The sequence below is a fragment of the Thiohalophilus sp. genome, from assembly GCF_034522235.1.
Lineage (GTDB): Bacteria > Pseudomonadota > Gammaproteobacteria > UBA6429 > Thiohalophilaceae > Thiohalophilus.
Window position 1 is genome coordinate 721,867 of record NZ_JAXHLN010000003.1, and the last position, 17,132, is coordinate 738,998.

Annotated in this window: 18 protein-coding genes; 6 read left to right on the forward strand and 12 right to left on the reverse strand. The window is 60.2% G+C overall.

The genetic code is table 11. The features are described 5' to 3' along the window. The first annotated feature begins 26 nt into the window (after positions 1-26). Positions 27-860 carry a thymidylate synthase gene (locus U5J94_RS06435; protein ID WP_322564818.1) on the forward strand — a complete coding sequence of 278 codons (834 nt, stop codon included), beginning with the start codon at positions 27-29 and terminating at the stop codon, positions 858-860. A gap of 415 nt (positions 861-1,275) precedes the next feature. Next, on the forward strand, positions 1,276-1,782 hold the full coding sequence (gene folA, locus U5J94_RS06440; protein WP_322564819.1) for a type 3 dihydrofolate reductase: 507 nt from the start codon (positions 1,276-1,278) through the stop codon (positions 1,780-1,782). A 160-nt stretch (positions 1,783-1,942) separates the two neighbouring features. Here folA and U5J94_RS06445 read toward each other — a convergent pair whose 3' ends face one another. The 8 genes from U5J94_RS06445 to U5J94_RS06480 all read right to left on the reverse strand — a co-directional run bounded on the left by U5J94_RS06445 (position 1,943) and on the right by U5J94_RS06480 (position 9,903). Next, positions 1,943-2,776 (reverse strand): symmetrical bis(5'-nucleosyl)-tetraphosphatase, encoded by an 834-nt coding sequence (locus U5J94_RS06445; protein WP_322564820.1) that lies wholly within the window; start codon positions 2,774-2,776, stop codon positions 1,943-1,945. A 3-nt stretch (positions 2,777-2,779) separates the two neighbouring features. After that, positions 2,780-3,382: a class I SAM-dependent methyltransferase gene (locus U5J94_RS06450; protein WP_322564821.1), complete on the reverse strand. Its 603-nt coding sequence runs from the start codon at positions 3,380-3,382 to the stop codon at positions 2,780-2,782. Between the two features lie 4 nt (positions 3,383-3,386). Further along, complete coding sequence (gene apaG, locus U5J94_RS06455) at positions 3,387-3,773, reverse strand: Co2+/Mg2+ efflux protein ApaG (protein WP_322564822.1); 387 nt, start codon at positions 3,771-3,773, stop codon at positions 3,387-3,389. 258 nt (positions 3,774-4,031) lie between these two features. After that, positions 4,032-4,547, reverse strand: a complete 516-nt coding sequence (locus U5J94_RS06460) for a hypothetical protein (protein ID WP_322564823.1) — start codon at positions 4,545-4,547, stop codon at positions 4,032-4,034. A 23-nt stretch (positions 4,548-4,570) separates the two neighbouring features. Beyond that, entirely contained in the window at positions 4,571-5,347 is a 777-nt protein-coding gene (gene rsmA, locus U5J94_RS06465; protein ID WP_322564824.1) for a 16S rRNA (adenine(1518)-N(6)/adenine(1519)-N(6))-dimethyltransferase RsmA, read from the reverse strand. Between the two features lie 5 nt (positions 5,348-5,352). After that, on the reverse strand, positions 5,353-6,345 hold the full coding sequence (pdxA, locus tag U5J94_RS06470) for a 4-hydroxythreonine-4-phosphate dehydrogenase PdxA (RefSeq protein WP_322564825.1): 993 nt from the start codon (positions 6,343-6,345) through the stop codon (positions 5,353-5,355). Further along, entirely contained in the window at positions 6,342-7,637 is a 1,296-nt protein-coding gene (locus tag U5J94_RS06475; RefSeq protein WP_322564826.1) for a peptidylprolyl isomerase, read from the reverse strand. The genes pdxA and U5J94_RS06475 overlap by 4 nt, the downstream gene beginning before the upstream one ends. A 67-nt stretch (positions 7,638-7,704) precedes the next feature. Then, positions 7,705-9,903: an LPS-assembly protein LptD gene (locus U5J94_RS06480; protein WP_322564827.1), complete on the reverse strand. Its 2,199-nt coding sequence runs from the start codon at positions 9,901-9,903 to the stop codon at positions 7,705-7,707. A 191-nt stretch (positions 9,904-10,094) separates the two neighbouring features. Between U5J94_RS06480 and U5J94_RS06485 the strand changes: the two genes are divergently transcribed. Genes U5J94_RS06485 through U5J94_RS06500 form a run of 4 tightly spaced genes read left to right on the forward strand, consistent with a single transcriptional unit; the run spans position 10,095 to position 14,213 of the window. After that, on the forward strand, positions 10,095-11,105 hold the full coding sequence (locus tag U5J94_RS06485) for an aminoglycoside phosphotransferase family protein (RefSeq protein ID WP_322564828.1): 1,011 nt from the start codon (positions 10,095-10,097) through the stop codon (positions 11,103-11,105). Beyond that, positions 11,102-11,764 carry an N-acetylmuramate alpha-1-phosphate uridylyltransferase MurU gene (gene murU, locus U5J94_RS06490; protein ID WP_322564829.1) on the forward strand — a complete coding sequence of 221 codons (663 nt, stop codon included), beginning with the start codon at positions 11,102-11,104 and terminating at the stop codon, positions 11,762-11,764. The genes U5J94_RS06485 and murU overlap by 4 nt, the downstream gene beginning before the upstream one ends. A 6-nt stretch (positions 11,765-11,770) precedes the next feature. Continuing rightward, complete coding sequence (locus U5J94_RS06495) at positions 11,771-13,204, forward strand: glutamate-cysteine ligase family protein (protein ID WP_322564830.1); 1,434 nt, start codon at positions 11,771-11,773, stop codon at positions 13,202-13,204. Next, the gene (locus U5J94_RS06500) at positions 13,188-14,213 is read left to right on the forward strand and encodes a M14 family metallopeptidase (RefSeq protein WP_322564831.1); all 1,026 of its coding nucleotides are present in this window, start codon (positions 13,188-13,190) and stop codon (positions 14,211-14,213) included. Before U5J94_RS06495 ends, U5J94_RS06500 begins: the two co-directional genes overlap by 17 nt. Before the next feature lie 143 nt (positions 14,214-14,356). Here U5J94_RS06500 and U5J94_RS06505 read toward each other — a convergent pair whose 3' ends face one another. Genes U5J94_RS06505 through U5J94_RS06520 form a run of 4 tightly spaced genes read right to left on the reverse strand, consistent with a single transcriptional unit; the run spans position 14,357 to position 17,078 of the window. Continuing rightward, positions 14,357-15,115 carry a YdcF family protein gene (locus U5J94_RS06505; RefSeq protein WP_322564832.1) on the reverse strand — a complete coding sequence of 253 codons (759 nt, stop codon included), beginning with the start codon at positions 15,113-15,115 and terminating at the stop codon, positions 14,357-14,359. A gap of 58 nt (positions 15,116-15,173) precedes the next feature. After that, complete coding sequence (gene lipA, locus U5J94_RS06510; RefSeq protein ID WP_322564833.1) at positions 15,174-16,151, reverse strand: lipoyl synthase; 978 nt, start codon at positions 16,149-16,151, stop codon at positions 15,174-15,176. Between the two features lie 4 nt (positions 16,152-16,155). Next, on the reverse strand, positions 16,156-16,809 hold the full coding sequence (gene lipB, locus U5J94_RS06515; protein WP_322564834.1) for a lipoyl(octanoyl) transferase LipB: 654 nt from the start codon (positions 16,807-16,809) through the stop codon (positions 16,156-16,158). 2 nt (positions 16,810-16,811) lie between these two features. Next, positions 16,812-17,078 carry a DUF493 domain-containing protein gene (locus tag U5J94_RS06520; protein ID WP_322564835.1) on the reverse strand — a complete coding sequence of 89 codons (267 nt, stop codon included), beginning with the start codon at positions 17,076-17,078 and terminating at the stop codon, positions 16,812-16,814. Between the last annotated feature and the right edge of the window lie 54 nt (positions 17,079-17,132).

Below are 17,132 nucleotides of genomic sequence, written 5' to 3' on the forward strand. Positions count from 1 at the left end.
GGCCATCTCAGAATGAGGCGCAGGTAGTGAAACAGTATCTCGAACTGATGCGGCATGTCCGGGATAACGGCACGCACAAGGACGATCGGACCGGTACCGGCACGCTCAGCGTGTTCGGTTACCAGATGCGGTTCGATCTGGCACAGGGCTTTCCGCTGGTGACCACCAAGCGTCTGCATTTGCGCTCGATCATTCATGAGCTGTTGTGGTTTTTGCGCGGCGATACCAATACCGGTTATCTGCATGATAACAAGGTGACCATCTGGGATGAGTGGGCCGATGAAAACGGCGACCTCGGTCCTATCTACGGCAGTCAATGGCGTTCCTGGCCGACCCCCGATGGCCGGCATATCGATCAGATCAGCCAGGTACTCGAACAGCTCAGGCACAAACCCGATTCACGACGTATCATCGTCAGCGCCTGGAATGTGGCTGACTTGCCCGACGAGTCCGTCTCACCGCAGGAAAATGCCCGCAATAACAAGATGGCACTGGCGCCCTGCCATGCCTTTTTCCAGTTCTATGTGGCCGACGGCAAGCTCTCCTGTCAGTTGTATCAACGCAGTGCCGATATCTTTCTCGGCGTGCCGTTCAACATCGCCTCTTATGCTCTGCTGACCATGATGATGGCCCAGGTCTGCGATCTGCAACCGGGCGACTTTGTCCACACCCTGGGCGACGCCCATCTCTATCTCAATCATCTTGAGCAGGCCGACGAGCAGCTGAGCCGTCAGCCCTATCCGTTACCGACCATGAAGTTCAACCCGGCCATCGACAACCTGTTCGATTTTCGTTTCGATGATTTCGAACTGGTCGATTATCAGTATCATCCGCACATCAAGGCGCCGGTGGCGGTATAGAGAACAAAGTTGGCAGATGGCAGTTTGCAGTAGGCAGTCAGCAGAAATCGTAGGTCAGGTTGCGCGCAGCGCTACCTGATATCTCTGTATGAGAACGCCGGCTGTTAGAGAATGTCACGCAGGCTATCGCCAGTGTGACCTACACGACTATATAAGGCGAAGTTGGCAGATGGCAGTTTGCAGTAGGCAGTCGTAAATCAGAAGTCGTGAATCGTAAATCGTAAGAATACAGGGTGCGTGCCACGCATCGGATTCTCTAATCAGTCTCTCGCAGAGGCGCTGAGGCGCAAAGTAAAACAATACGTTTTATCTTCTGCGGGCTTTGCACCCACACAACGGGCATAAACGTCTCTGCGAGAGTTAAACATTTTGACTTCTGCTCCGGTAGAAAGAATATTGTTCAGGGGGCTGATATATGTCACAGGATACATCACCACGAATTTCGCTGATCGCGGCATTGACGCCGCAGCGGGTGATCGGGATCGAGAATCGCCTGCCCTGGCGCCTGCCGGCGGATATGCAGTGGTTTCGACAACATACCCTGGACAAACCGATCGTGATGGGGCGCAAGACCTTCGAATCCTTCGGCGGCAAGCCGCTGCCCAAACGCACCAATATCGTCATCAGCCGCGATGTAAACTACCGGGCCGAAGGTGCGGTGGTGGTTCATTCAATTGATGAGGCCATCGAGGCGGCCGGGGAAGTGGATGAGATCATGATCATCGGCGGCGCTTCTTTTTACGAACAGATCCTGTCGCGGGCCGATCGCCTGTATCTGACCTGGGTGGATGCCGACATCGAAGGCGATACCTGGTTTCCCGAATTCGATCCGGATGAATGGCAGGAAACCGAACGCCATCACCACCCCGCCGACGACAAAAACCCCTATCCCCACGACTACGTCATTCTCGATCACAAATAGAAAATATTCTGGAATTAACGCAAAGGACGCGGAGGCAGGAAGAGATAATGTTGAATGTTGAATTATAAATTTTGAATGAATGTGTATGTGCGTACGGATGGACTGCCTGTTGTCGTTTGTCCTCAACTCAACATTCAACATTTAAAATTCAAAATTTCTCTCAAGGCGTTCCGGGCGGGCAGTTTTGCGGGCACCGGGTGGTGATGTGGCGGTCGGCGGGCTGGCCGAGCTGGTAGGCGGTGAGCTGGCCGCCCCAGACGCAGCCGGTGTCGAGCGAGTGGACGTTACCCGCTATGTGCAGGCCCAGGGCGGCCCAGTGGCCGAACAGGATGGTGGTGTCGATTCCGACCCGTTGCGGCAGGTCGTACCAGGGGTAGCAGTCGTTCGGTGGGGCGCCGGGTCCGCCCTTGGCCTTCAACTCCAGCGAGCCGTCACTTTGGCAAAACCGCATGCGGGTAAAGGCATTGCAGATAAAGCGTAATCGATCCCGGCCGGCGAGTTGTTCGGCCCACAGTGTCGGTTGATCGCCGTACATATTCTGAAAAAACGTATGATAGTCATCGCCGCGCAATACCGTCTCCAGTTCCCTCGCATACTGTTGTGCCTCACTCAGGGTCCAGCCCGGATAGATGCCGGCATGTACCATACAATAATCGAGATCAGCATCGTAATGCAGTAATGGCCGTTGGCGTAACCAGTCCAGCAGTTCAGCAGCATCCGCTGCATTCAGTATCGCCTGCATGCTCGCATCGTTGGTGCTGCCGACACCTTCGGCCAGGGCCAGCAAATGCAAATCGTGATTACCGAGAACGGCAGTGACCGCGGGGCCAATCGATTTGACGTAACGCAGGCATTCCAGTGATTTGGGGCCACGATTGACCAGGTCGCCGACCAGCCAGAGTTGATCGCGTTCGGGATCGAAACGCAGTTTATCGAGCAGGGTACGAAACTCGTCATGGCAACCCTGCAGGTCGCCGATTGCATAGATAGCCATAAACTAGTCTGTTTTTCTCAGTTCGATTTGATGAAACCAGCCGCCCGGTGCCAGCCGGGTTTCCTCGATCAGTTGTAATTGCGGACATTGTGCCAGTAACGGTTCCAGAACGACATCGGTGCGGGTGGCGATATGGCGGATCACGGTGTTCAATACCCGTCGCACCGGGGCACGCTCACCGTGGCGCAGAAATTTGTCCAGGATCAGGATGCGCCCGCCGGGACGCACGACCCGGGCAGCTTCGTGCAGAGCGAGCTCCGGTTCGGGCACGACGGCCAGGATCAGGTGCATCAAAATGATATCGAATTGTTCATCGGCATAGGGCAGGCGCATGACATCGCCGCAATGCAACCGGATATTATCCCGTTGTCCGGCGCGGCGTTGCGCGCGGCGTAACATCGCCGTGGTCAGATCGATTCCGACATAGCTAGGCCCGGCGGGCAGATCGGGAATATCCAGGCCGGTACCGATGCCGCTGAGCAGAATGGTTTGATCCCGCGCCTCGCTCAACCGCGCAAGGCTGTTGCGCCGCATACCGGCGGTGGGGCCGTTGACGATCAAATCATAAATAGGCGCGAGCAGCGTATAACTGTGCTTGAGTGACATCGCGTCAGTGCAGGGTGCGCGGTATCGCCAGGGTGAAGGCGGGGATTTCAGCTTCGAATTCGACGCCGTCATCGGCAATCATCTGATAGGTGCCCTGCATGCTGCCAACCGGGGTCCCCAGCACGGTGCCGCTGGTATAGCGAAAGCCGTCGCCGGGCTTGAGATGGGGTTGTTCGCCGACTACGCCCTCGCCCTCGACTTCCTGGACCTTGCCTTCGGCATCGGTAATGATCCAGTGACGGCTGAGCAGTTTGGCCGCTACCGAACCCTCATTGCGAATCGTGATGGTATAGGAGAAGACGTAACGGTTCTGGTCGGGATCCGACTGCTCCTCGATATAGGCGGTTTCCACGTCTACCTGCGTGTTATAGATCTGGTTGGTCTGTTCCATGTAACGACTCGTTAGCTATTGGTGTACGTTTCCGGACGCTGGTCATCGCGGGTTTTGATTGATACCTAGTCTACCGTCATTTTAGCCCGCTTGATAACCGCTTTCTCGATTGTCGTGTTGCAACGGTTCGTTGCAGTTAAAAACCACGTTGCCATTATGGCGATGAACCGGGTAACGGCTTCATTGCGCCACCGGCAGTCACAACAGCAAATCACCCTTCCCCATTTCGGCTGACGCGGTACAGGTTTTAACCGCGCGTCAACCGCCCTGACGCAGGCGGCCGGTCGGGTGTTCGTGTCGATCGATCAGGTCCTGTTCCAGTAACCACCGACAGGTGTCCTCTGCGTCCTGCTCGAACCAGCACTGTGCCGAGCCGAGCCGGAATGTGTAGCCCCAGCGATCCATATCCTGCCACATGCGTTGCCGGCCCACGCCCGGCAGCTGATCGGCCAGCAGAATTTGCAAATAGCAGACGGCGTTCTCTTCATCATAGCCGCCCCCGGCATCCGTATGCAGCCGGGCACGGCGTAGGCTGTCCATGCAGATATAGTGGCTGGCCTCATGCAGGGCCGATTGCAGCGGGGTATGGGATCGGATGAACAGCTGCCAGCCGATCAGGCCCGCCTCGGGATCGCCCCAGAAACTGCCGGGCAGGGGCGCCGGCTCCTCGATCAGCACCACCTCCAGCTCGTAGGGGGCCAGCAATTGTTGCAACACCGGCAAACCGGCGTCGGCGCAACTCATCACCTGCTGGTGGGTGGCGGAAACAGTCATAGTACGATTTTATTCTTCTTTGTTCACAGCGCATTCGCCAGTCTGGCGAACGCGGGCAAATCGAGTTGTTCCGGTCGTTCGGTCGGTTCGATGCCCAGCTCTTGCAGTCGGGTCCCGTCCAGATAGCCCTTCAGCGAATGGCGCAGCATTTTGCGTCGCTGGCTGAAGAGGCGATTGACCAGCCAGGCGAGTTGTTTGCTGTCGTTGACCTGTACCGGCGGGACGGCATGCGGGATCAGCCGGACAATGGCGGAGTCGACTCTGGGGGCGGGAGTGAAGGCGCCGGGGCGGACGATGAACAGCTGCTCGGCCTGGCAATAATAGCCCAGCATAACCCCGAGTCGGCCGTAGGCTTTGCTGCCCGGGGGGGCGACGATGCGATCCACGACCTCTTTTTGCAGCATGAAGTGCATGTCCCGAATGCACGCCAGCTGTGCCATCAGGTGAAACAGCAATGGGGTGGAGATGTTATAGGGCAGATTGCCGACCAGCCGCAGTTTCTCCCGGTCCTGGCGCAGGGCGCAGAAGTCGAAGCGCAGGGCGTCGGCATGATGGATGGTCAGCTTACCCGCTGCGGCGCTGCGGGCTTCGAGGACGGGGATGAGATCCCGATCCAGCTCCACGACCTCCAGCTGACCGCAGGCTTCCAGCAGCGGGGCGGTCAGCGCGCCCTGGCCGGGGCCGATCTCCACCAGATGCTCACCGGGGCGCGGGGCGATGCTCTGGACAATGCGCTGGATGACGCCCGGGTTGTGCAGGAAGTTCTGGCCGAAGCGTTTGCGCGGACGGTGCTGGGACATGGGGATCAGGCCGGGCGGGTGGCGTGGACCATCTCGATAGCGACCTGGATCGCGTACTCGAGACTGCCGGCCTCGGCGCCGCCACGGCCGGCCAGCGTCAGCGCGGTGCCGTGGTCCACCGAGGTGCGCACAAAAGGCAGGCCGAGGGTGATGTTGACCGCCTTGCCAAACCCCCGATGTTTGAGCACCGGCAGCCCCTGATCGTGGTACATGGCCAGCACCGCGTCGGTCTGCTCCAGAGCGGCCGGGGTGAACAGGGTGTCGGCCGGCAGGGGCCCGACCAGATCCAGTCCTTCGGCGCGCAATGTCTCCAGCACCGGGGTGATCACCTCGATCTCCTCGCGACCCAGATGGCCCTGTTCGCCGGCATGGGGATTGAGCCCGCAGACCTTGATTCGCGGGGCGGCCAGCGCGAAATGGCGGCGCAATTCACTGTGCAGGATCCACAGCACGGACTGCAGGTTGTCGCGGGTAATGGCGGCGGGAACATCGCGCAGGGCCAGATGGGTGGTGGCCAGGGCTACCCGCAGCCCGGGCGTGGCCAGCATCATCACCACCCTGGCGGTGCCGGTGGCGGCTGCCAGGTACTCGGTATGGCCGGTAAAGGGGAAACCGGCCTGATTGATCACCCCCTTGTGCACCGGCCCGGTCACCAGGGCGTCAAACCGACCGCTGCCACAGCCGTCGACCGCCGCATCCAGACAGGCCAGGACATACGCGGCGTTGGCCGGGTTGAGTCGGCCGGCCGTGACCGGTTCCGCCAGGGGCACCGCCTGTACCGAAAGCCGGCCGGCCTCGGTAACGGGGTTGTCCGGTGCCCAGGGCTGCAAAGCGAGGGAGAGGCCCAGCTGCCGGGCGCGTTGTTCGAGTAGCTGTGGGTCGGCGATGGCCACCAGCGGCGTCTCACGCGGCTGCTGGGCGGCCTGGATGATCAGATCGGGGCCGATGCCGGCCGGTTCGCCGGGGGTGACGGCGAGGGTGCAGGGCGGCCGGGTCACTGGTTCAGCCGGTAGTCCACGTAGGCTTCGGCACGCAGCTGGCGCAGCCATTGTTCGATGGCTTCGTCGCTTTTGCGTTTGTGAATGGCCTGGCGGGCCTGCATGCGCTGGTACTGTTCGGTGTCGTCATGCTTGCGTCGCGAGATGACTTCGACCAGATGCCAGCCGAAACGGCTCTGGAAGGGCTGACTGATCTGCCCGGGCTGCAGCCTGTTCATCTGCTCCTCGAAGCGGGGCACCATGCTGCCGGGCGTGACCCAGCCGAGGCTGCCGCCGTCGGCGGCGGAACCGGTATCGTCCGAGTGGGCGCGGGCCAGATCGGCGAAACTTTCACCCTTGAGGATACGTTCGCGCAGGCGCGCCAGCCGCTGACGGGCCTCGGCGTTGGAGATCAGCTGATTGGGGCGGATCAGGATGTGCCGGGCCAGGGTTTGTTCCACAATGCGCCGTTGTTCGGGGCTGCGGCGATCGATCAATTTGATGATATGAAAGCCGCTGGAGCTGCGCTGGGGTTCGCTGATATCGCCCGGTTGCATCTCGACGATCACCTCGGCCAGCGCGGTCGGCAGCTGGCCGCCTTTGCGCCAGCCAAGATCGCCGCCCTGCAGCGCGTTCTGGCCGCTGGATTCGGCTACTGCGGTCTGATGAAAATCGGCGCCCAGGCGCAGACGGTTATAGACCTGACTGGCCTTGTTTGCGGCCTGTTCAATCTGATCCGGGGTGGCGCCTTCGGGCACACCGATCAGGATGTGGCCGAGCCGAAATTCATCGTTCAGGCCCTGGCGGCTCTCGAGATTGGTCAGATAGTTGTCCACCTCTTGCTCGGTGATGTTGACGCTGTCCTCGACCCGGCGCTTGCGCAGCTGATTAATAATGATGTCGTTGCGGATGTTTTCGCGAAAAGCGGCAAAGCTCATGCCGTCGCGACGCAGCACCTGCTGAAACTGCGGCAGGCTGAGATCGTTCTCGCTGGCGATATTGTTGATGACCTGGTTGACGGTTTCATCGTCCACCCGGATCCCGACTTTCTGCGCCAGTTGCAGCTGCAGTTTTTCGATCACCAGGTTTTCCAGCACCTGCCGTTCGAGCACCTCCTTCTCCGGCAGACGCTGCTGTTGCTGGGCGGCCTGGTTTTTGATGCGCTGCAGGCGCTCGTCCAGCTCAACCCGGGTGATGACATCGTCGTTGACAATGGCGACCACGTGGTCGAGTTCTTCGATGGTGGCGGCACCAAGGGGAGCGGTGGACAACCCGAGCAGGCTGAACAGCAGACCGAAAATGAGGTGTTTCATGATATGAGACAAGTGGTTAATAACAGGCCGACTAGCATAACACAAGCGGCCCGGCCCGATGCCAGGATTACTGCGGGCCGACATGGGTTTGCTGGCCAAAGCTGGCCAGGCCCTTGAGCTCCAGCATCAGCATCAGGACGTTCTCCTCCGGGCGGTCGACGCTGAGAAAACGGCGGCGGGCTTCCAGATTGACGCCCCAGCAACAGCTGTCGTAGCGCAGCCCGAGGGTCGATTCCAGCTCCCGCTGATTCTGCTGGTCGTAGAGCCGGCGGCCGTGGAACTGCCAGCGGGGATTGAGCCGCCAGTCGAACCCGGTCTCGTTGGTCTCCAGGCGATCCCGCTGAAAGCGGTAGGCGACGGAGAGGGAAAGCGCGTCCAGCGGCGAGTAGCGCAGCCGGGCGTTGGCCGTGGTAATTTTTTCGGTGTCCGGCGACCAGGTCAAATCGCTGTCGAAGTTCCACCGGGCGTTGGGCCGGGCGTCCAGTTCGGCAATGATGTCCGAGCGCCGGCTGTCATCGAGCGCATCGTTGCCCAGCGTGACTCGCCGATCATCAAAATAAAAGATCTGCGCCAGACGCGCCATTAACAACTCCTCGCCGCTTTGCTGGCTCAGCAGCCGGGTGGTCAGTGCCGCGGTCAGATGGTTGGTATCGCCGATGCGATCCACCCCTTCAAAGCGATTGGCACGAAACGGATCGTTGATGGTAAAGCCGTACAAACTGCTGTCGAATACCGGCAGATCCTGCTGATCCCGGTAGGGAATGTAGGCGTAAAAGAGTTGCGGCTCCAGGGTATGCAGCAGATCGAGGCCGCCGAGGCGCGCATCGCGCTCGAAAAACAGGCCGCTGTCGAGGCTGAAGATCGGCACCGTGCGGGTCGGTTCGCTCTCCCCGGCGGTGGTGGTCGGGTCCAGATTGTACTGGCTGTAGTGCAGTTCGAGTTTCGGCTCGGTAAAGCCATACACGGCACGCAGGGGCAGGCTGATCGAGGGGGCCAGATCCAGGCGCTCGCCCACGACCTTGTTAGCGCGATGGTCAAAATTTACCCACTGGGCGTCGAAATTGTAATTGAGCGCATTGTCCCGCTGCGGCAGCCGGGTCTGGAGTCCCAGCTGCGGCAGCCGTTGATAGGTTTCGTTGCCGTTGATCACCTGATGGCTCTGGGCCAGGGCCGTGAACTGCCACTGTTCGGCGTTGTAGGTCAGTTGCCCGCGCCGCTCCAGATGGGTGGTGCTGGAGGCGTTGAGATCATCGCCGAAATCGAACAGGTGATCGGTATCGGCGACATAGTTGTAATCCACCTGACTGTTCCAGCCGGGGCTTTCGTTACCCTGGTGCTGCCAGCGAAAGCGCTCGCGATCCTCGCCATACACCTTGTCGTCGGACAGATAATGCCAATCCACCTGGCCCCTGGCGGACGAGGTCAGGTAACGGAATTCGTTTTCCAGCATGGGGCCGCGGCGGGTCATGTTGTCGAGCGTGATGGTGGCGTCCATCTGTGGCGCGATGTTCCAGTAAAAGGGAACGACGATCCGGGTGCCGTGCTGATCCGAGCGCCCCACCGAGGGATAGAGCAGGCCGCTCAGGCGCTCCTCGCCGATGGGAAAGCGCATGTACGGCAGATAGAGGAACGGTACCCCCTTGAAGCGGACCACCACGTTGCGGGCCGAACCCTGGCGGTTTTCGCTGTTGAGCATGATATGGCCCGCGCTCAGCAACCAGTCGGGATCGCCCAGATCACAGGTGGTGTAGGTGGCGTCCTTCAGTTCGGTCCGGTATTCATCCAGGATGCGGATGCTGCCGGCCTGTCCCTGTTTGTTTTCGCTGGTGCGATAGGTGCTGGCGGTGATCTGACCGGTGTTGCTGCCCAGATCCATGTCCGCCGTCTCACCGGTGATCAGCAGATCGTTACGCAGCAGGCGCACATCGCCTTCGGCATGCACGGTATCCTGCTGACGGTCGTACTCGGCCCGCGCGGCATTGAGCTGGTTGAGACCCCGGATAATCACCACGTCGCCCTCAAAGACGCTGGTTCCCTCGAGGCTGATATCGGCGCGGTCCGATTCCACGTGGGTGCGCAGATCGCCCGGATCGCCTTCAACCCGGGGCAGGGGGGCGTGGGTCTCGGGCGGACAGAGGCCGGCCGCCGGTGTGTCCGGCGCCGGACTCTGGCTCATCCCCGGCGCGGCCCAGAACAGCAGGGCGCCCAGTAACCCCGTGCGGCTGAGCGCATGGCAGGGCAAAAGCTGAGAAAGGGGTTGGCGCAACGCTGACCTCGGGTTTGCGAATCGATTGTGATTGCCGCGGCAGACGGTCGGATTATGATAGTTTGGCATTATACATGGTCACGGGTTGATCGCCGCATGTCCGATTGCGGGGAAATCGCCTTTGCAGGGCGCCCGGGGCGGGCGACAAGCGGTATAATTTCTCTTCGGTGCGATGCGACAGGCAAAACCTTTTGGACAAACGTTTACAACAACTCGAACAATGGCTGATGACGCTGGGCTATCGTGATTATCAGCTTGAACCGGCCTCGGCCGATGCCAGTTTTCGGCGCTACTTCCGGATTCGTCACGCCGGCGCCAGTTTTATCGTGATGGACGCGCCGCCGGAACAGGAGGATACCGGGTCGTTTATCCGCGTGGCAGAGCTGCTTGCCGAGGCCGGTCTGCATGTCCCGCAGATTCAGGCGCGGGATACCGGGCAGGGTTTTTTGCAGTTAAGCGACCTGGGCAGCCGGCTCTATCTTTCGGTTCTGGATACGCAGTGTGTCGAGCCGTTGTACGCCGATGCCCTGGCCGCGTTGTTGCGTTTGCAGCAGCATTCCGCGCCTGACTGGTTGCCCGATTATGATCGGCCGTTGCTGTTACAGGAGATGCAGCTGTTTGCTGACTGGTATCTGCGACGCCATCTCGGGCTTGAACTGGAGGTGCAACAGCAGAGCGTTTTACAGGAGAGCTTTGAGCACCTGGCCCGTGTTGCGCTGGAACAGCCTCAGGTGATCGTGCACCGTGATTATCATTCCCGCAATCTGCTATTGAGTGAGCCCAATCCCGGGGTGATCGATTTCCAGGACGCGGTCGTCGGCCCGGTCACCTACGATCCGGTCTCCTTGCTGCGCGATTGCTACATCGCCTGGCCACGGGCGCAGGTCGAACAGTGGCTGCGGGATTATCATCGCCAGGCACAGCAGGCCGGGATTGTTGAGCAAGGCATCGACGCAGGGCAGTTTCAGCGCTGGTTTGATCTGATGGGGGTGCAGCGGCATCTCAAGGCCAGCGGTATTTTCGCCCGGCTCAACTACCGCGACGCCAAGCCCGGCTACCTGGCGGACATTCCCCGGACCCTCGGTTATGTGCTGGAGGTAGTCGCGGATTATCCCGAGCTGGCGGTATTCGCCGATCTGTTGCACGCGCTGGCGATTCCGCAACGGCTGGCGCAAATGGCGCCGCGGGGCGTGTCGGCATGAAGGCGATGATTCTGGCGGCCGGCCGTGGTGAGCGCATGCGACCGCTGACCGACCACTGCCCCAAGCCCTTGTTGCAGGTCGGCGGCAAGACGTTGATCGAATACCACGTCGAGGCACTGGCCGCCGCCGGGATCACCGGGATCGTCATAAACCATGCCTGGCTGGGCGCGCAGATCGAGACCGCCCTGGGGGACGGCCAACGCTACGGCGTGCGCCTGGACTACTCGCCGGAGCCTGCGGCGTTGGAGACTGCCGGCGGCATTGTTCAGGCGCTGCCGCGACTGGGGGAAACCTTTGTGGTGATCAACGCCGATATCTGGAGCGACTACCCTTTCGCCCGCTTACCCGAGGCCCCCGCCGGTCTGGCCCACCTGGTGATGGTCGACAACCCGGCGCACCACCCGCGGGGTGATTTCGTCCTGCAGGGGGATCGGCTTGACGAGCAGGGTGAGCCGCGCCTGACTTTCAGCGGCATCGGGGTGTATCGCGCCGAACTGTTCGCCGGTCTGGCGCCGGGCATGCGACCGCTGGGACCGTTGTTGCGCCAGGCCATGCAGGCGGGCAAGGTGAGTGGCGAGCATTATCGGGGACAGTGGTGGGATATCGGCACCCCGCAACGGCTGGCGCAATTGAACGCGCAACTGACGGGCAACGGATAATCGCGCATGGGTGAAGAGATACAAAACAGCCAGTTCGATGCGCAGGATTACGTTCGTTTCGAACAGCGTCTGCAGCAGGAAACCGCGTTGCTCAAAAGCTGGGTGCAGGAAGGGCGGCTGGCGGCGACCGAGCCGCAGGGAGGCTTTGAGCTGGAAGCCTGGTTGATTGACGAGGCGTTGCGGCCGCTGCCGATCAACGAAGCCTTTCTCAAGCGACTGGATACGGATCTGGCCTCGCCGGAGCTGGCCAGTTTCAACTTCGAGGTCAACAGCACCCCGCGGCGGCTGCACGGATCGGTATTCTCCGCCATGCACCGGGAGTTGACCCAGACCTGGCACCATTGCCAACAGACCGCCGCCGCGCTGGATGCCGGGGTCATCATGATCGGCATTCTGCCAACGGTGGAAAACGATTCCCTGACCCTGGCCAACATGTCGGGTATGCAGCGCTATCGCGCCCTCAACCGGGAAGTGGTGCGCATGCGTCACGGCAAGCCGCTGGTGCTCGATATCAATGGCGAAGAGCACCTGCGGGTGACTCATCGCGATGTGATGCTCGAATCCGTTGCCACCTCGTTTCAGATCCACCTGAAGCTGACCCCGCAAAACGCGGTGCCGCTGTTCAATGCCAGTATTATATTGGCCGGGCCCATGGTGGCGCTGAGCGCCAACTCCCCGTTTTTATTTGGCAAGAACCTGTGGGCCGAGACCCGTATTCCGGTGTTTGAACAGGCGGTGGCGGTCGGCGGCTATGATGCCGCCCGTTTCGGTCCCATTCGCCGGGTTACCTTCGGCGACGGTTATGTGCAACAGTCGCTGCTGGAATGTTTCGAGGACAACCTGGCCCATTATCCGATCATGCTGCCGGTGGATCTGGGCGAGGATCCCGAGCGGCTGGCGCATCTGCGCATGCACAACGGTACCATCTGGCGCTGGAACCGTCCGCTGATCGGCTTCGATGAGGACGGTCGGCCGCATCTGCGGGTGGAGCACCGGGTGGTGCCCGCCGGCCCGACCTTAATTGATACCATCGCCAACGCGGCGTTTTATTACGGCGCCGTGACCGCGCTGGCCAACATGCCGATGCCGCCGCGGCGCCGCCTGGCGTTCGACAAGGCGCGGGACAATTTTTATGCCGCGGCCCGCTTCGGGTTACGCGCCCGGCAACAGTGGTTCGACGGGGCGCAGTTGTCGGTCAGCGAACTGTTAAAAAAAGTGTTGTTGCCCATGGCCAAAGAGGGACTGGCGCAGCTGGGGGTGGTCGGGGCCGACAGTCAGATGTACCTGGATATCATCGCGCAACGGGTGGCCAGCGGCCGTAGCGGCGCTCAATGGCAACGCGACTATGTCAAACAGCACGGCCGGGACATGCATGCGCTGACCGCCGCCTATCTGGAACGTCAACAACAGGGGGATCCGGTGCATGAATGGAGCGTCTGACAGCGCATTGACACTACTGAATCAGCTGCCGCCGGGACTGCTCGATCTGCCCGCCGAGCGCCTGCACGAGAAACTGTCGGGACCGACCCTGATTGAACTGCCGGGCAGCGATCCCCGACCGCTGTTTATTTCGGTATTACTGCATGGCAATGAGACCACCGGCTGGGACGCCATGCGCGCGGTATTGAAAAAGTACCCCCGCTTGCCGCGCACGCTGTATCTGTTGATCGGCAATGTCAGCGCGGCGGCCCGGCGGCAGCGGCATCTGCCGCACCAGGCGGACTATAACCGTATCTGGAAAGGTGATGGCGACGGCCCCGAATATGCCATGGCCCGGCAGTTGTTACGCTGGCTGGAACAGCGCCCCCTGTTTGCCGCGATTGATATTCATAACAACACCGGCACCAATCCGCACTATGCCTGTATCAACCGGCTTAACGATGATTATCTGCATCTGGCCACGCTGTTCAGCCGGACCGTGGTCTATTTTCTTAAACCCGACGGGGTATTGTCTCTGGCCCTGTCACGCCTGTGTCCGGCGGTGACGCTCGAATGCGGCAAACCCGATGATGCACACGGCGTGACCCATGTGATCGAGTATGTGGAAGCGGCACTGCATCTGTCGGCATTTCCCGAGCATGAGGTAGCCGCGCAGGATGTGGATCTGTTTCATACGGTGGCGGTCGTCAAGGTGCCCGAACAGCTCACTATCGGCGTGGACGATCCCCGGGCGGATATCGATCTGAGTTCGGCGATCGATCATTATAATTTCAGTGAATTGCCGGTCGACACCTGTTTTGGCCGTTATCGCCATGGCGGCGATACCGCGCTGGAGGCACGGGATGAGCTGGGCAACGAGGTCAGTGGCCGTTATTTTGCGTTACGCGACGGTCAAATCTACACCCGTGCGCCGGTCATGCCCTCGATGCTGACCCTGGATATCGGGATTATTCGCCAGGATTGTCTCTGTTATCTGATGGAGCGCCTGCCGTTGCCGACGGGCGAGTAATTGCTCGATTGCCCGCCCCCATCTGTCTTGTGACTATCCTGTTATCGGGAAGGGCTATGTTTAATTTTGAATGTTGAGTTTTAAATTTTGAATGGCTGAGCGGTGTTTTATTCAAAATAAAACATTAAACATTCAAAATTACTTCAGTACCTCACGGCATACCATAATCGCCCGAGGAGTTCGTGCAGGGCCTTGCGGGTATCGTCGAGAGCCCGGGCGTCGGGGACGAACTGTAACAGCAGCGGCCGGGCATTGGTGGTGTAGGCGGTAGGCGCGGGGATGACGTCAAGATCGTGTTGTTCGAAGACAACAACCGAGCGCGGCATGTGCCAGGCATGGGTAACCAGGGCGATACGGGTGATGCCGTCGCGTTTCAGTTGCTGTTGGCTGTAGCGGGCGTTCTCCCAGGTGTTGCTTGATGCCGTCTCCACCCACTTGACCGGTACCCTGAACTCATTTTCCAGTACCCGACGCATCAGCTCCGCCTCGGGGGGTTCGCGGCCATACGGATTGCCGCCGGTGACCAGAATCGGCAGACCGGACTGGCGGTGCAGGCGGGCGCCGTAACGCAGTCGTTCCAGGGTATGTTTCGAGACTGTGTCCTGATCGTTATATTCCGGCGCATCCGCGTAGCGCCCGCCGCCGAGAATCACAATGGCCTGGGCCTGGCGTTGGTTTAACTGTGAGCTGGTGATCGGCGCGGTCTGTTCCAGCAGGGCCAGCAGATTAGCGGAGACTACCGGCAGGCTGGCGGCGATCAGCAGGACAAAGCCGCCGATGATCAATATCTTGCCGGTAATAAAGAGGCGACCGATGATCAGTGTGCCGAGCAGCATCATCAGGATCATCAGACCCGGCGGCATGAGCAGCGCTTCAATCAGACGTATGAATAGAATTTCCAATGAAAGTACCCCGGCATTGTTATGGTTGTATCGGGTACAGCAATTTATTTTTTATTCTTTAGCCGACCGATTCGCCGGCGGCCTGCTTATCCGCGTGATAGGAGGAGCGCACCATGGGGCCGCTGGCCACATTAGTGAAGCCCATCCGGTAACCAATCACTTCCAGCTGTTTGAATTCTTCCGGTGTGACATAGCGGCTGACCGGCAGATGATGGGGGCCCGGTTGCAGGTACTGGCCCAGGGTCAGCATGTCACAGTCATGGTCACGCAAATCCTGCATGACCTGTTCGACCTCATCAAGGCTTTCGCCCAATCCCAGCATCAGCCCGGATTTGGTCGGTATGTCCGGATGCTGTTGTTTGAATTCCTGCAACAGTTTGAGCGACCAGTGGTAGTCGGCGCCGGGCCGGGCCTGTTTGTACAGACGGGGCACGGTTTCCAGATTGTGGTTGAAGACGTCCGGCAAGGCCTCGGCCAGAGCCGTCAGCGCCCTGTCCATGCGTCCGCGAAAATCGGGAACCAGCACCTCGATGCGGGTCGCCGGACTCTGTTCGCGCACCGCGGCAATGCAGCGGCTGAAGTGGGCTGCGCCGCCGTCGCGCAGATCATCCCGGTCCACGGAGGTGATGACCACATAGCGCAATTGCATGGCGCCGATGGTGACCGCCAGGTTATGCGGCTCCTGTTCGTCCAGGGGGTCCGGTCGACCGTGGGCAACATCGCAAAACGGGCAGCGCCGGGTGCAGCGATCGCCCATAATCATGAAGGTCGCGGTACCGTGGGCAAAACACTCGCCCAGATTCGGACAAGCCGCTTCTTCGCAGACCGTATACAGGTTGTGTTCGCGCAGTAGTTGTTTCAGCCGACCCACTTCCGGCGAGTTGGGCGAACGGGCGCGAATCCAGTGCGGTTTGGGCAGTGGTTTGTCCGCCGGGACCACCTTGATTGGAATGCGATCGGTCTTGGATTTGCCCTTGAGCGGATTGGCGGGGCGCGGTGGTGTGTCCTGTGAATGGGTATCGGACGGATGACTCATGGGATTATTCCAGCGGCTGTTCCCGGCCATTGTAGCCCAGATTGCTCAGCAGATGGGCAACGAATCGATCGCTGATCGTTTCCAGACTGTCGGTGACGCCCAGATCGCGCATCTGGGTGACAGCCATGCCCGCGTAACCGCAGGGGTTGATACGGGCAAAGGGTGACAAATCCATGTCGATATTCAGCGCCAGGCCGTGATAGGTACAGCCCTGTTTGACCCGCAAGCCCAGCGCCGCGATCTTGGCGCCTTCAACATAGACACCCGGTGCATCGCGCCGTCCGCGCGCCTCGAGATGATAGTCGGCGAGCAGATCGATGACCGCCTGTTCCAGACGGGTGACAAACTCACGTATTCCCAGTCCCAGCCGTTTGAGATCCGCCAGGGTATAGACCATCAGCTGTCCCGGTCCGTGATAGGTGACCTGGCCGCCGCGATCGATGGGAATCACCGGGATCTCGCCGGGATCCAGCAGGTGCTCGGGTTTGGCATTGCGCCCCAGGGTAAAGACCGGCGGGTGTTGCAGCAGCCAGATCTCGTCGGGCGTCGTGTTTGTCCGCTGTCGGGTGATCGCCTGCATCTCGTGCCAGATCGGTTCGTACTCACACAGGCCACGCTGCCGTATCAGAGGAGTGTTATCGGATCGCGGTTGGCTCACGGCTAAAGGGTCATCAGTACCGCATCGCTGGCGTTTAGATCCAGATAGATGCGGTCCAGTTGGGCCTTGCTGGTGGCGGTGACCGTGACCGTCAGGGAAACATAGTTGCCCTGACGGCTGTCGCGTCGGATGATATTTTTCTCACTGAGCTCCGGTACGTGCTTGCTGACCAGTTCCATAACCAGCGACTGCAGATCCACGTCACTGCGGCCCATCACCTTGATGGGAAACTCGCAGGGAAATTCCAGAAACGTTTCATCCTGACTCATGACGTTACCCGATTACTTGTATGTTATGGAACCACCGAATGCACCGACTGTACA

What these genes read in the sequence shown, in the direction of transcription:
- U5J94_RS06500 (WP_322564831.1), top strand. Translation starts at nt 13,188, where the DNA reads ATGAATGGAGCGTCTGACAGCGCATTGACACTACTGAATCAGCTGCCG.
- U5J94_RS06495 (WP_322564830.1), top strand. Translation starts at nt 11,771, where the DNA reads ATGGGTGAAGAGATACAAAACAGCCAGTTCGATGCGCAGGATTACGTT.
- murU (WP_322564829.1), top strand. Translation starts at nt 11,102, where the DNA reads ATGAAGGCGATGATTCTGGCGGCCGGCCGTGGTGAGCGCATGCGACCG.
- U5J94_RS06520 (WP_322564835.1), bottom strand. Translation starts at nt 17,078, where the DNA reads ATGAGTCAGGATGAAACGTTTCTGGAATTTCCCTGCGAGTTTCCCATC.
- folA (WP_322564819.1), top strand. Translation starts at nt 1,276, where the DNA reads ATGTCACAGGATACATCACCACGAATTTCGCTGATCGCGGCATTGACG.
- rsmA (WP_322564824.1), bottom strand. Translation starts at nt 5,347, where the DNA reads ATGTCCCAGCACCGTCCGCGCAAACGCTTCGGCCAGAACTTCCTGCAC.
- U5J94_RS06450 (WP_322564821.1), bottom strand. Translation starts at nt 3,382, where the DNA reads ATGTCACTCAAGCACAGTTATACGCTGCTCGCGCCTATTTATGATTTG.
- lipA (WP_322564833.1), bottom strand. Translation starts at nt 16,151, where the DNA reads ATGAGTCATCCGTCCGATACCCATTCACAGGACACACCACCGCGCCCC.
- U5J94_RS06460 (WP_322564823.1), bottom strand. Translation starts at nt 4,547, where the DNA reads ATGACTGTTTCCGCCACCCACCAGCAGGTGATGAGTTGCGCCGACGCC.
- U5J94_RS06445 (WP_322564820.1), bottom strand. Translation starts at nt 2,776, where the DNA reads ATGGCTATCTATGCAATCGGCGACCTGCAGGGTTGCCATGACGAGTTT.
- U5J94_RS06475 (WP_322564826.1), bottom strand. Translation starts at nt 7,637, where the DNA reads ATGAAACACCTCATTTTCGGTCTGCTGTTCAGCCTGCTCGGGTTGTCC.
- apaG (WP_322564822.1), bottom strand. Translation starts at nt 3,773, where the DNA reads ATGGAACAGACCAACCAGATCTATAACACGCAGGTAGACGTGGAAACC.